Origin of the sequence: Micromonospora sp. NPDC005324 (assembly GCF_040607155.1) — a bacterium.
Lineage (GTDB): Bacteria > Actinomycetota > Actinomycetes > Mycobacteriales > Micromonosporaceae > Micromonospora > Micromonospora trifolii.
Genome location: NZ_JBEXGE010000013.1, coordinates 89,698 through 103,394, shown reverse-complemented (window position 1 = coordinate 103,394; position 13,697 = coordinate 89,698). Strand labels below are relative to the sequence as shown.

The following is a 13,697-nucleotide window of genomic DNA, read 5'->3' as shown; positions in this document are numbered from 1 at the left end:
CAGTTGGCTCCGGGCCCTCACCCTGCCCCCGGTCAGGGGCTGGTGCAGGTGACGTTGCCGGGTGCTGTGGCACCGTTGCCGGTGGCGGTGAACCCGAACGTCGTCGACGCGTTCGGGCCGACCGTGCCGTTGTAGGCGGCGTTCCTGACGGTGACGCTGCCTGTGGTGCCCGTGTTGGTGCCGCTCCAGAGGCTGCTGATGGCCTGACCACTGGCCAGGGTCAGGCCCACCGTCCAGCCGTTCAGGGGCGCTGTGGAGTTGTTGGCCACTGTCACCTCGGCCTGGAAGCCGCCGGGCCAGGTGTTGAGCGTCCGGTAGGTGGCCGCGCAGGTGCCGGGCTCCCCGGTCGGCGGCGGGGTGGTCGGTGGATCTGTGGGCGGGTCGGTCGGCGGCGGGGTCGTCGGAGGCGGGGTCGACTCGAACTGGCTGAAGAACCTCCAGATCTCACCCGAGGTCCAGGTCCGCGAGTCGTTCGGGCTGCCCGACCCGTCCACCGGGCTGGGGGTGTGGTCCCCGTCGAACGCCGCCCACTGCACCGGGTAGCCGGCGCGGCAGCCCGCGTAGGCGGTGGTGATGTGGGTGAGGCTGCCCCGGCTCGGCTCGCGCGGGCTCTGCGCGGTGCAGCCGTTGTTCCGCACGAACGTGTCGCGCAGCTGTCGACCCTGGGAGATGTTCAGCACGCTGTCGTAGATGCCGTGGATGCCGAAGTAGGCGACGGGCTGGGTACCCCCGTTGCATCCGCTGAGGTTGGCGCCGGATATGACGGTGACCGCGCGGATGATCGTGGGCCGGGCGCAGGCCACCGCGTAGCTCATCGCGCCGCCGTAGCTCCAGCCCAGTGCGAAGCGCTGGGTGGTGTCCACGCAGAGGTCGTTCTCGATCTGCCGGGAGATGTCGTCGAAGAGTGTCAGGTCCCGACCGTTGGTGTTGGCCCAACCGGCATTGAGGCCCTGCGGAGCGACGAAGATGGTGCTGTTGTTCGACAGTGGCTGGAGCCCGTAGTAACCGGCCGAGGTGACGTTGTTGGCCGAGCCGTTCAACCAGTGGAAGCCGAAGATCAGTCGGTAGGGACGGTTCCGGTCGTACCCGTCCGGGATCCGCAGGTTGTACGTACGACTCTGTCCGCTGCTCTGAATCGTCCGCGTCCCGCTGGCGAGGGTGGGGGCATTGCCGCAGCCAGCGGTCGCCGCGAGGGTGCCGTTGGTGGCGGCTACCGCCGTCGCACCGAAGCCGCCGCTCAACACGCCGCCGGAGGTGGCCGCGAGGAGAAGCGCCGCGGCCGCGATGGATGGGAGGAAGAACCTACGTCTCAGCATTGCCTGGGCTCCTTGCCGTTCGACGACCAACCATGGTCGCCTGGCATCGACGGGGGCCCGGACTGGTCACCGACCGGGAAGGCGGCGGAAGGGGCGGGCCCCTCGGCGCGTCTTCGCCCGCTGGCTCGGGTGACCGGGAGCGTGCCCTTCACTCCCGGAGGAAAGATAGCATGTTATCGATAACATGCTGATCCAGATCGACCGTCCGGCGGGGGCGATCGGGCGCCGGATCAGCAACGCCCCGCAGGCCCTCATCGGCCTGCGGGGCGTCACTCGACAGCCAGCTGAATGTGCGTGGGTCGATCAGTCCGACTTCACCACAACGAAGTACCAGACCTCGTCGGTGGTGCTGCCGTCTGCCTTACGGCCCTTGACGACCAGGTAGGTGCCGGTTGCCTCGGTCGGCGTCCAGGTGATCGACGCGCGGCCCTCGGCGTTGGCCTCGACAGTCCCGGGGACGCCGCCGATGGTGTACTCGAACGACGTGATTCCGGCCGTCCCGCCGCTGAACTCGAACCGGCCCTCGAGGCCCACTCCGCCGCCGGGGGTGCTCTGCGGATACTCCTGCGAGAAGACGTACGGCGCGGTGCCGACCTGGAACGGGTATTCGGTGGTTGGCGAGAGCCGGCCGTCCTCGGTGCGGCCCCGCACGGTGAGCATGTTGAGCCCGTTCCGGTCCGGCACGACAGTGACCAGGGTGTTCCAGCTGTCCCCGATGGGCACTGTCAGTTCCGGGCCGTCGTTGAGCCGGTAGCGGTACTCCACCACCTCGGGAGTCCATGAGGTGCTGAAGCTGAAGTCGCCAGGCACACCGATGCCACCCCTCGGGCTCCACTCGGAGAACTCGCTCCACACCGAGACCCTCGTGTCGCGGACCGGGACCGTCATCGAGCGCTCCGGCGACGTCGTTCCGTCCTGAGCGACACCGGTGACCCTTGCCGAGAACCAGCCGCCTCCGGACTGCGGTGTGAACGAGACGGTCGCCGTGCCATCCGGCCGCGCAGCGACGGTCTGATACTCGCTGAAGTCCAGCGAGTAGCGGAACTCCTTGGTGTCCGGCAGCACCGAGCGGAACGTCAGCGTCATCGGCTGACCTTCCGCACCGCCGTTCGCTGGGTCGGTGGTGACCACCGGCGCCTCGAACGGTTGCCAGGTGAAGGTCTTCTCCGGCGACCGGGTGCCATCGGCCAGCAGAGCCTGGACGATCAGCGTGTTGTCACCGGTGTGCGTCGGCGTCACGGTGAACTCCGTGCTGCTCCCGCCGCCGTCGATCGTGACCTCCGGGCCGCCGTCGAACCGATAGGCGAACCCGGTCACGTCCGGCAGCCGGCTGCTGACGTAGAACTCCACCGGCAGGCCGACGCCGTCGATCCGGTCCAGGTGTTGAAGCGTCTCCGAGTACAGGTGCGGCACCGGGTCGATGACGTTGAACTGGTGGTACGTCTCCATCGACTTCTCGCCGTTCGCCCGTACCGACCGCACGACCATGTCGTGCCAGCCCGCGGTCGCCGTCCACGGCACGACCGCGCTGTCATCAGCGGCCGCCTGGACGGTCTGCGTGACGCCGTCCAGAACGTACTCGTAGGCGACGACGTCACTGTTGCGCGGCGTGAACGTGAACGATCCGGTCTTGCCGGCGATCTGGTCGGTGTCGAAGTTGAACTCGGCCGACGCCACTCCGGGAGCGTCGGTGACATAAACCCGCAGGGTGTCCTGACCGATGAGCTTGTTCTTCACGTAGCTGCTGACGACAACCTCGACCTCACCGGTCGCGGTGAACGTCAGCTGACCGGTGGCTCCGCCGTCGACGGCCGGCACACGGGTCTCCGGCCCACCCTTGATCTGATAGCCGAAAGCGGTCGTCTCGGGCTTCCTCGCGGTGAGGGCGAGCGTGCTCGGAAGCCCGACCCCGCCCAGTTCGATCTGCGCGTTCGGTGCGGTGTCGGCGATGTTGAAGCGGTAGCGCTTCTCCGGCCCCTGGTTGCCCACGGCGTCGACCGAGCGGATGGTCAACTCCTCGAACCGGTCCCGCTTCGGGGTGTATTCGAGGACCGCCGTGCCGCCCGGCTGCCGCGCCTTGACCTGTCCGTAGTAACCGCTCGAGTCACGCCACGCGAACCCCACCACGTCGAGGTCGCCGCCCGCGTCGAGGCGGAACTTCCCCTTGAGACCGGTGCCCCCGCCGGGCGTGGTGCCCTCGGGGTAGAGCTTCGAGGCCACGGCCGGCGGGTTCGCCGGTGCCGTCTTGTCCATGACGAGGTAGCAGACCTTGCTCCACGGGCCGGCGTCGTAGTTGTCACGGGCCTGTGCCTGCCAGGCAAGAAGCTCGCCGTCGGCGTACTGACTGAGGTCCGTGCCGTAGTTGTAGCTGTTGAACTCGCGGCGCTGGTCCGGGTGGTCAACCGGCCAGATCGCGTAGAGGATCGACGGTGAGTCGCCCTCGTCGGGGTCGATCGCCGTGGCCTTGAACAGCGTCGACGCCCCCGCCGGCGACGGCTTGGTGACAGTGCCGCACGGCCGGGTCGGGCTCTCGAGGCGCGGTTCGGTCACCGTCGGCGGGTGGTTGGACGTGGAGCTCAGCGTCGGCTGCTGAAAGGTCCGGCCGGCCCGCGGGTCCGCCTCCTGGGCCGCCGTGATCCGGTATTCGATGGTGATCGACTTCTCGTGCCGACCCAGCGCGGCGTTGAGCGTCGACACCATGTCGATGCCCAGGTAGCCGGGGCAGTAGTACGAACCTTGCCCGCGGTTGACCGAGATCAGCTTGTCGAGCTCGGCGGGCGGGTTGTTCCAGGTCGTGCCGGTCTTGACCGGGGCGGTCCGCCACAACTCGATCGTCGCGGCGGTGGAGCAGTCGGTAACCGTGTCCTCGTACGTGTACAGGTACGAGTTGTGCACCACAGTGCCCTTGAGCTGGGTCAGGTCGTAGGTGAAGTAGGAGCGGTAGGTGTGCGCCCTGTTCGCGTCGTCGAGCAGGGTGCCGACGGGTGGCGCGACCGCGGGGTTGACGAACTTTGTCTGAGGGCTCTGCGAATCGAGATAGGCCCAGCTCGACAGAGGTAGATTGACCGAGGTGGCGGCGACGGCCGGCTGGCTGGTGGCCAGAACGGCGGCAGCAACACCCACCACGGATGCCAGCATCGCTGATCCGATGCGCTTCATTTGGACGGTTACCTCCACTTGACGGCGCCTTGATCGACTCCGTTTCGCGTCATCGTAACGACGGGCGACATCGATTTTTGGCCCGGTGATCCAATAAGGATCTAGTCGGCAATTCGTGCGCTCTTTCCACACGACTCAGGCCCGCAGCTCCCGATCCGCCCAGTCGGCAGCAATCCCGCTCGGATTGCCGTTACGAAAGAGTGGAGGCTCGTGCAGCAGGAAGTCCCGGTGGCTGATGTTCCAGGCGTACGCCCCGGCCATGGCGAAGGCCAGCACGTCGCCCACGCCGATCGGCCCCGCGGTGGCCGAGAAGGACAGCACGTCCTTCGGGGTGCAGAGTTGCCCGACCACTGTGACCGGGCCGCCATCGGTGCGGGGGCCGCCGGCGCCGCGACGCGGGTGCACTGTGAACGGCTGCGCGTGCCCCTTCGCCGCCGGTGTCCGCAGGTGGTGCGTCCCGCCGGCCACCACCACGAACCACTCGCCGTAGGAGCGCTTCACGTCGATGACCTCGGTGAGGTACGCCCCGCAGTGGGCGGTGACCGACCGGCCCGGCTCGATGCGCAGCCGCACGCCCGGATGCCGGTCGAGGACGTCCGCCAGGGCCCGGCCGTAGCCCTCCCAGTCGAATCGCACTGACGGGTCGGTGTAGTCGACCGTCATGCCGCCGCCGACGTCGACCTCGGCCGCGTCGACCTCGGCCGCCGCCCAGCCGACCACGGCGGCGGCGACCGTCGCGGCGAGCGGTGCGTCCAGCCCGCTGGCCAGGTGGGCGTGGATTCCGCGTACGTCGATGCCGGCGGGCGGGCGGCGGGCGCAGGCGACAGCGTCGGCCGGATCCATGCCGAACGGGCTGGGTCCGCCGCCCATGAGCAGGCTCGCGCCCGGCGCGTCGACCGGCAGGTTCACCCGCAGCAGCACCTGGGCCGACCGACCTGCGGCGGTGGCCAGCGCGCCGAGTCGCGCCAGCTCGGTGGGCGACTCGACGTGGATGCGGTGCACCCCGGCGGCGAGGGCGGCGGCGAGGTCCGCGTCGGTCTTGCCCGGCCCGGCGTACGCGGCCGGCGCCCGTCCCGGCAGTACCTCGGCCAGCCGCCGCAGCTCACCCCGGCTGGCGGCCTCGAACCCGTCGACGATCGGGGCGAGGGTTCGCAGCACACCGGGATCCGGGTTGGCCTTCACCGCGTAGAGCAGCTCGACCGGCCGGGGCAGCGCGGCCCGGATGGCCCGGGCCTGCCCGGCCAGCGCGTCGAGGTCGTGGACGTAGACCGGTCGGGTCATCGTGGCCCACCCATCGGGTTCGGCACCGGCACGAACGGCGCGGCCCGATCGGCGTCACGCCGCCACCGGACCAGCAGGTTCGCCTTGGCCAGCAGCGGCTCCCCGGTCAGCAGCGCGCGCAGCTCCGCCGGCTCACCGAGGTCGGCGGCCACCGCCTCGACGACGGCGCGCAGCTCCTGCCACAGCCGCCGTTCGATTCCCGGCCGGGCGTCAGCGAGGGCCCCGCTGATCCCACCGAGGTGGTTGACGAACAGGCAGTAGACGATCCGGCGGTGGGCGGCCCGGGGGCCGTAGCGGACCTGCGCCGGAACGCCGTCCGGCCAGGTGCCCCACCGATCCGCGTCCAGCTTCACCCCCTCCAGGTCGCGCAGCAGCATGCGCGCCGGGCGGCGATCCCGGTCGAGCACGACGACCACGTTCTGCAGGTGCGCCTCGTGCACGACGCCGTGGCTGATCCAGCTGCGCAGCACCGCCGGCACCAGCAGGCCGACGTACGCGCGCCACCAGGCCACCGGATCCGGTGTCACCAGCGGCGTTGCGGCCAGCGCCGCCGCCAGCACCGGGGTGTCGCCGGGACGCAGGTGCGGGCGCAGACCTCCTCGCAGGATCGTCCCGTACGCCTCGTCCGAGCCGGGAACGTCGACAGTGCGGTAGGCGGGCTCGGCGAGCAGCCCCACCCCGTCCGGCAGCGGCACCCGGGCCAGCAGGTCGGTCAGCGCCACCGCGCCGGTGAGCTCGTAGCGGGCGTTCTTGCGCAGGCAGTTGGTGATGCGCACGTGCAGGCTGGTCTTCACGAACAGGTCGGCCTCGGGGGCGTAGAGAGTGCGGACGCTGGCCGTCGGTCGTACCGGCACACCGGCCGCCCCCAGGTCGCGCAGCCGTGAGTGGGTGGGCGGGATCAGCGACAGCTGCCAGGGGTGCACCGGCAGGACGCGGTGCCCGCGCGGGGGCCGTGGCGGGTCGAGGGCGGCCACCAGCGGATCGAACGGCCCCGCCTCCGCGATCAGGTCGTCCGGCACGGCGAGCCAGTGCAGCCGGAACGCGGTGCGCAGCTCCGGCGCGTACGCCCGCCAGCTGTCCGGGTCACCGCTGCGCCACTTCGGGGTGGGGTGGTGCGGGTGGCCGAAGACCAGCGACTGCTCGGAGTCGACGTACGCGTCGATGGCGGGCTCACCGGTGGGGGTCGGATCCTCGGCCGGTCGGTCGGCCAGCAGCCGGGCCACTGTGTCCCGGCTGGCCCGCACCTGCTCGGCGAACTCGTCGTTGACCAGGCCGGTACGCGTGGTGAGTTCCGCCGCGACCAGGGCTGCCAACCCGTCCGCGTCCAGGTCTTCCCACCGTCCGCCGCCGGAGCTGCGTTGGACCGGGCCGGTGTAGCGGTGCGCGCCGAGCGGCGAGGCTCGCGCGACCTCGCACCGCACTGTGACGTCGAGGTGCCGCAGCAGCAGCCGGACGACGCCGTCGACCACTGTCGGGGTGCCGTCCGGCGGGGCCAGCTCGCGCAGCAGACAGCCGAAGACGGCGTGGGCGGCGGCCAGGTCGGCGCGCTGACCGGTGTCGGTGGCCTGCCGGGAGCGCAACTGCGCGCTCGTCATCGTGTCTCCCGGAGGTAGTTCGGGCCGGTACGCAGGTAGTACTTGTTGATGTCGGCGCAGCCCAGTCGCTGTTTGGGCAGCAGTGTGCCGGCGGTGAGCATCGCCTTGATGGGCAGTTGGGTGGCGTGCAGGACCCGCTCGGTGAACGTCCGCGCCGCCGGTCCGTCGCCCCACCGGTCGCGGGCGGCGGCGAGCCGGGGCACCAGCGCCTCGGCGGGTGGCGGCACGCGCAGCCCTCGGGTGGCCAGGGCGAGCAGTGGCGCGGCCGCGGCCAGGTGCAGGGTGATGGTGATGAACACGTCGGCCAACTCGTGCGGGTCGCGTGCCCACATCCGGTCGTCGTGCAGGGCGAGCCCGCTCGAGCCGTCGTGCCGCCTGTCGAGCCGGGCGCCGTCGTTGTCCTTGTAGAGCAGACCGACAGTGCCGTCCGGGTGCACCAGCAGCTGGATGTTCTGGGGGTGCGCCTCCAGGGCTATGCCGTGGCGTAGCCAGAGGAAGACGTGCCAGTCGAGCAGCAGGTCCAGGTAGGACTCCAGCAGCGCGACGGGCCGCTGCGGGCTGATCCGTTCGAGGACCGTGCCCGCCACCGGGTCGGCGGCGGCGAGGGCCGCGACCGGCACCACCTGGACGCCGGCCAGGTCGCGCGGAAATCGGCGCAGCAGGAAACCGCGCCGCTCGTCGCCGTCGACGTGCGCCCAGGTGCTCTCGTCGGCATGCCGGATCCGACCGGCGAAGCGGGGTTCGGCGGTGGCGATCCGGTCGAGCAGTGCGGCGACGGCCGCGCCGTCGGCGAGCGAGCCCGGTTGCAGCGTGCGCCGGTTGCGCGCGCCCAGACTCGCGGTCGGCAGCGGCAGTTTGAGATGCAGGTACGGGTCGTGGTCGAGCGCCACCGTCCGCATGGAGAGGGTGGGTCGCACCGGGGTCACCGGCAGCTCGGCCACCGGAAGCGCGTCGCGGGCCACTGTGATCGGATGCGCCGGCAGCAGCAGCTGATCCGGTCGCGGCGCGCGCGGCCACCACGCTGGCAGCTCGCCCGCGAGTCGGACGTCGTCGGCCGGGGCGGCGTACCAGCGCAGCGCGAAACGTGGGGCGTGCTCCGGGGCGTACCCGAGCAGTTCGTCGTCGCGAAGACCGTGCCGGCATCGGTCGGTGGGGTAGACGGGGTGACCGTGGTGGGCGGCGAGCACGTCGTCCAGGAGCGCCGCCGGCAGGCCGGTCGGGGTGTGTGCGCGTTCGGCGGCCACCTCGGTGAGCACCCGTGCCCGGTTGCGGGCGGCGAGCCGTCGGGCCCGCAGGTCGGCGTGGCACTCGACGCCGAACTCCCGCCAGCCGGCCTCGGCCTCGGCGTTGCCGTGCGGGGCGAGCAGCGTCAACAGCCCGTCCAGCGTCTCCGTGCGCTGCGTCTCGCCGGCGCGGGTCACCAGCAGCACCATCGGCGCGGCGCTGCGCACTGCCTGCTGAAACCCGTCGGTGCGGACCGGAATGCGCAGCAGGCCGGCGGGGTGTGGCACCTGCCACCAGTCGGGCCCGTCCGGTCTGCCGGCGCCGCACAGACCGAGGTGGTCCTCGCGCAGCAGGGCGTCGAGCACCCGGGCGAAGACCTCCCGCTCGCAGTCGTCGCTCACTCGACGATGGTCCACTGGAGGTCGCCGCGGAGGGCTGCCAGCGACCGCCGGACGGTGCCCTCGTCGGGGCCGATCCCGTGCAGCACGGCGAGGTAGTCGCGGTTCGTGCCGGTGTGCTCGGCGGTGCGGCCGACCTCGCGCAGCGGACGGCAGCCCAGCCGGACGTCGCCGTGGACGGTGTCGAGTGGGCCCGGTGCGGCGACGAGACGGCCGGACCGGTCCGCGCAGACGTACTCGACCTGGGCGTAGCTGTCGACAGTGTCGGGCAGGCCGAGGGCGGTCAGCGGCTCGCCGAGGTGCAGCCGGATGACGTACTCGAACAACGGCACACCGAGCAGTTCGGCGAGGATCAGGTCCATCCGGTCGCCGATGAGGCGGTAGTTCACCTCGATGAGCCGGACCCGGTGGTCGTCGGAGACGACGTACTCGGTGTGGCAGGCGCCGAAGCCGACCCCGAGCGCGTCGAGCCGTGTCCGAAGCTGGGTGCGCGCCGGCTCGGCCGGGGGCGACCAGGCGAGACTCTCCTCGGTGAAGGTCGGCGGCGGGCCGAGGCCGGTGCGCCACCCGCCGAGAGAGGCCAGCTCGGTGCCGTCGCCGAGGGTCTCGAAGGTCCGCAGCTCGCCGTCGAGGTACTCCTCGACCACCAGTGCCACGTCCGGCTGCCGGCCACGGATCTCGGCGACCCGGGCGACCAGCTCGGCGGGGTCGACCACCAGGTACGCGTCCTCACTGGCCACCCCCTCGCGGGGTTTGACGACCGCCGGGAACATCCCGGTCGGCACCTCCGGCGCGGCACCGGGGTCGACGGTGACGGTGCGCACCAGATCGAGGCCCGCAGCGGCGATCGCCCGGCGTGCCGCGGCCTTGTCCTTGCAGAGACGGGCGGCGTCCGGGTCCTTGCCGGGCAGGCCGAGCTTTCGGGCGGCGATCGCGGTGGCCTCCTGGAGATGGTCGCTGTTGGACAGTAGCGCCGCCGGTCGGGTGGGTGCCGCCGCCGCGACCACAGCGGCCGGGTCGCGGACCGCGCAGCGTGCCACAGGCACGTCCGCCGGCCATTCGGCGGGCCGGTCCGTCAGCACTGTCGCCGACAGCCCGAGCGACGCCGCCGCCGGGAGGAACCCGTCCAGGACGGCGTCGGTGGGGTTGAGCGCGGTCAGGTAGAGCCGCATACCGCCTCCGTCGACTACCACGATGTCGCTATTAGGGTAGCCTACCCTTATTAGACGGTTTTGGTGCGGTCTGCCCGGTGTAGCAGCCCGGCGGCCACCAGGCCACCGATCAACACCGCAGCCGCACCCACCAGCTGCCCCGTCTCCAGCGCCGAGGCGAAGGCGGCAGTCACGGCCTCCCGTTCCGCCCCTTCACCGGCGGCGGCGAGAGCCGCGGGAAACGACCCGGCGCCGGCCAGGGCCGCCGGCAGCAGCGCCGCGAAACGAGCGTTCAGCACGGCACCTAGCACCGCGATGCCGAGGCTGCTGCCGACCTCGGTCATGGTGCCGTCGACACCCGCGCCCGCGCCGGCCCTCGCCGCCGGGATCGCGCTCATCACCGCCTCGACGATGGCCGGGTTGGCCAGCGCGCAACCGACACCCATGACGAGCAGCCCGACCAGCAGCACCCCGTACCCGTCGGACGGGAAGAGGGTGACCAACGCGAGACCAGCCGCGAGCAGCATCATGCCAACGGCGATGGCGACCGCCAGGCCGAGCCGACGGATCACGCTCGCGACGACGCCACTGACGTTGAGCAGCACGATGGACAGCGCGAAGGGCGCCATCCGCAGACCGGCCTCCCAGGCGGGATAACCCCTGACGAACTGGAGGTGCTGGGTGAGCAGGAACAGCGCGCCGGTGGCGCCGAACGTGATCAGCACGACGCCGGAGATCGCACCGACGAAGCGCCGGTCCCGGAAGAAGCGCATGTCCAGCATCGGGTGCGCGACCCGTCGCTCCCACCGCACGAAGATCCCGAGCAGGAGTACGCCGACAACCGCCGCGCCCATCACCCCGGTCGACGCCCACCCGCGCTCCGGCCCGGAGATGATCGCCCAGACGACTGCGGTCAGGCCGGCGGTGGAGAGCACGGCGCCGAGCACGTCGAGTCGGCCGCCGGCCGGCCCGCGGGACTCGGGGACCAGCGCGCGACCGACGAGCAGGCAGACCAGCACGATCGGCACGTTCATCAGGAAGATCGCGCCCCACGGCAGGTGCGCGAGGATCGTGCCGCCGATCGGTGGCCCGACGGCGAAGCCCAACGCGCTGGTGGCGGCCCAGATACCGATCGCCCGGGACCGCTCGGCGGCGTCGAAGACCTGCATCGCCACCGCGAGAGTCGCGGTGACCAGCAACGCGCCGCCGACGCCCATTCCGGCCCGCGCGGCGATCAACTGCCCGCTGGTGCTGGCCAGACCGGCGGCCAGCGAGCCGACCCCGAACAGGACGAGCCCGGCGAGCAGCATTCGGCGGCGGCCGTACCGGTCGGCGGCGCTACCGGCGGTGAGCAGCAACCCGGACAGCACCAACGCGTAGGCGTTGATCATCCATTGCACCTCGGCGGTGCTGGCACCCAACTCGGTGGTGAGCACCGGCACCGCCACGGTCAGCACTGTGTTGTCCAACACCACTACCAGTTGCGCGACGCACAGCACGGCCAGGATGAGCCATCGCTGTGGCAGTCGTGCCGATGTCGCGGTGTCGGTTGCCGGCTGAACTGTTGTCACGCCACCGCCTTGACGCCGTCCACTACGGGCTCGGTGGGCTGCTCGGCCGTCGGGTCGACGGCGGGACCGGGCCGGTGCGGGAATCGCCGCTGATGGGCGAGGCCGAGGGCGACCCCGGCGGCCACCAGCACGATGGCCGCGACCGCTACCGCCGGATAGCCGACCCGGTCGGCCGCCGCGAGACCGATGGACGCCGCCACGAACGAGCAGACCAGGCCGAACGACGACAGCACTGTGAAGTCGGTGCCGCCGGTCTCGGGCCGGGAGTAGTCCATGTTGACCGTGTAGAGCACGACGTTGGCGATGGTGTAGGCCACCATGAAGCAGCAGAGCGCGGCGACCGTCCCGCCCAGCGGCGCACGGCCGTTCATCAGCGGCAGCAGCAGCAACGTCGACACAGTGAGCGCCACGCCGCCGACCACGAGCACGCCACCGCGCCCGAACCGCCCGATCCCGAGCCCCGCGACCAGACCCGCCACGATGGCCGGGGCGCTGATCACCACGCCGGTGACGACGCCGATCCGACCCAACGACCACCCGGCGTCGACCAGAGCCGGGGTGACCAGGGCGTACGCCATGCCCGCGCCGACGTAGACCAGCGGCACCACACCGAAGGTCCACCACCGGCAGCCCGGCTGGCCGAACACCGACAGCAACGCCCGGTAGGCCGCGCCGACTCGTTCCACCCGATCGGTACGGGGAGGCTCCCGGAACCGCCACACCACCAGCAGGCCGACCGCCGTCATCGCGGCCAGCAGGCCGATCGCCGGTGCCCAGCCGAACTGGTCGTAGACCAGGACGCAGGCCCCGCCGCCGAGCAGGTTGCCGAGGTAGCTCGCTGCGACCTGGATGCCGTTGCCGGTCCCCCGGGCCGAGTCGGCGAGCATCCGGACCGCGACGGCGTCCACGGCGATGTCCTGGGTGGCCGAGAAGAACACGTACGCGGCGCAGATCGCGATGATCGGGCCGAGCGCGTCGGCCGGGCTGGCGAACGGCAGCAGCGCCAGCAGGGCGAGCACCAGCGCGGTCTGGAGCACGAGCAGCCAGGAGCGGTAGTGGCCGCGGCGCCGTGAGCCGTACCGGTCGAGGATCGGCGCCCAGAGGAACTTGATGGGCCAGATCAGGCCGACGATCTGCAACATCGCCAGCGTGTCCAGCGAGGTGCCGCCGTCGCGCAGGATGGCGGTGAGCCCGACGGTGATGAAGCCGACGCCGAGGTACTGGGTGACGTACAGCGCGGTCAGGGTGCCGAGCCGGCCCTTCATGCCGCTTTCCAGTAGCCGAGGGAGGTCAACCGGTCCTTGTCGACGCCCAGCGTCTTGCGGAGGTGCCGGGTGATGCCCCGGGTGGTGGCCGCCTCGCAGCCCACCCAGTAGTGGCCCGCGCCGCTGGTCGGCAGGGCGGCACAGACAGTGTCGACGAGATGTTGACCCGCTTCGCGCCGTGGCACCCAGGTGACGTCGTGGTGCGCCCGGGCCCGCAGCGCGAGTGCCTTCTCGCCCTCGTGGGCGTACTCCAGCCAGACCGTCGCCGGGATGTCCGCACCGGCGTCGAGCAGGCTGTTCACCGCCGGCAGGGAGGCCGCGTCGCCGACCAGGTAGAGGTGTTCGGGCGCGGGGTCAGGCAGCTCGAACGCACTGCCCTGCATGGTCGCGCCGATGGTGTCGCCGACCTTGGCCGTGGTGGCCCAGCGGGCCGCACAGCCGTCGTGGATGGCGAATTCGAGTGTGAATCGACCGGTGGTCGGGTCGGGGTCCACCAGCGTGTACGCGCGCTGGTGGGCCCGGCCGTCGTTGTCGAACCACAGCCGGATCCACATCGTGGGGTGCACCCCGCACGTCTCCAGCAGGCCGCCCCCGTCCAGGACGAGCCGCTGGTAGTGCCCGTCGATTGACTCGGTGCTCAGGACGGTCAACTGAAAGTCCCGCCCTCCCATGGCCTTGAGGACCAGGGCCTCCCAGTTCCGTTTCACGCACCCCTCCAGGTAAGGTCATCCTTGGTT

The 13,697-nt window shown here is 71.3% G+C and carries 9 protein-coding genes; all 9 read right to left on the bottom strand.

Going from position 1 to position 13,697, the window contains the following annotated elements; translation table 11 throughout:
- Positions 1–32: 32 nt before the first annotated feature.
- Positions 33–1,316, bottom strand: coding sequence for a cellulose binding domain-containing protein (locus ABZS40_RS16225; protein WP_354944044.1), 1,284 nt, complete (start codon positions 1,314–1,316; stop codon positions 33–35).
- Between the two features lie 303 nt (positions 1,317–1,619).
- Positions 1,620–4,454, bottom strand: a complete 2,835-nt coding sequence (locus ABZS40_RS16220; RefSeq protein ID WP_354944043.1) for a hypothetical protein — start codon at positions 4,452–4,454, stop codon at positions 1,620–1,622.
- A gap of 156 nt (positions 4,455–4,610) precedes the next feature.
- Positions 4,611–5,756, bottom strand: a complete 1,146-nt coding sequence (locus ABZS40_RS16215; RefSeq protein ID WP_354944042.1) for an alanine racemase — start codon at positions 5,754–5,756, stop codon at positions 4,611–4,613.
- Positions 5,753–7,351: an IucA/IucC family protein gene (locus tag ABZS40_RS16210; protein ID WP_354944041.1), complete on the bottom strand. Its 1,599-nt coding sequence runs from the start codon at positions 7,349–7,351 to the stop codon at positions 5,753–5,755. Before ABZS40_RS16210 ends, ABZS40_RS16215 begins: the two co-directional genes overlap by 4 nt.
- Positions 7,348–8,976 carry an IucA/IucC family siderophore biosynthesis protein gene (locus tag ABZS40_RS16205; protein WP_354944040.1) on the bottom strand — a complete coding sequence of 543 codons (1,629 nt, stop codon included), beginning with the start codon at positions 8,974–8,976 and terminating at the stop codon, positions 7,348–7,350. Before ABZS40_RS16205 ends, ABZS40_RS16210 begins: the two co-directional genes overlap by 4 nt.
- Positions 8,973–10,145: a siderophore biosynthesis protein gene (locus ABZS40_RS16200; RefSeq protein WP_354944097.1), complete on the bottom strand. Its 1,173-nt coding sequence runs from the start codon at positions 10,143–10,145 to the stop codon at positions 8,973–8,975. Before ABZS40_RS16200 ends, ABZS40_RS16205 begins: the two co-directional genes overlap by 4 nt.
- Positions 10,146–10,195: 50 nt before the next feature.
- Positions 10,196–11,695 (bottom strand): MFS transporter, encoded by a 1,500-nt coding sequence (locus ABZS40_RS16195; RefSeq protein ID WP_354944039.1) that lies wholly within the window; start codon positions 11,693–11,695, stop codon positions 10,196–10,198.
- Positions 11,692–12,960, bottom strand: coding sequence for an MFS transporter (locus ABZS40_RS16190; RefSeq protein WP_354944038.1), 1,269 nt, complete (start codon positions 12,958–12,960; stop codon positions 11,692–11,694). Before ABZS40_RS16190 ends, ABZS40_RS16195 begins: the two co-directional genes overlap by 4 nt.
- Positions 12,957–13,667, bottom strand: coding sequence for a siderophore-interacting protein (locus tag ABZS40_RS16185; RefSeq protein ID WP_354944037.1), 711 nt, complete (start codon positions 13,665–13,667; stop codon positions 12,957–12,959). The genes ABZS40_RS16190 and ABZS40_RS16185 overlap by 4 nt, the downstream gene beginning before the upstream one ends.
- Positions 13,668–13,697: the final 30 nt, after the last annotated feature.

Coding starts and splice junctions, on each gene's coding strand:
- ABZS40_RS16225 (WP_354944044.1), bottom strand. CDS start 1,316: ATGCTGAGACGTAGGTTCTTCCTCCCATCCATCGCGGCCGCGGCGCTT.
- ABZS40_RS16220 (WP_354944043.1), bottom strand. CDS start 4,454: ATGCTGGCATCCGTGGTGGGTGTTGCTGCCGCCGTTCTGGCCACCAGC.
- ABZS40_RS16215 (WP_354944042.1), bottom strand. CDS start 5,756: ATGACCCGACCGGTCTACGTCCACGACCTCGACGCGCTGGCCGGGCAG.
- ABZS40_RS16210 (WP_354944041.1), bottom strand. CDS start 7,351: ATGACGAGCGCGCAGTTGCGCTCCCGGCAGGCCACCGACACCGGTCAG.
- ABZS40_RS16200 (WP_354944097.1), bottom strand. CDS start 10,145: ATGCGGCTCTACCTGACCGCGCTCAACCCCACCGACGCCGTCCTGGAC.
- ABZS40_RS16190 (WP_354944038.1), bottom strand. CDS start 12,960: ATGAAGGGCCGGCTCGGCACCCTGACCGCGCTGTACGTCACCCAGTAC.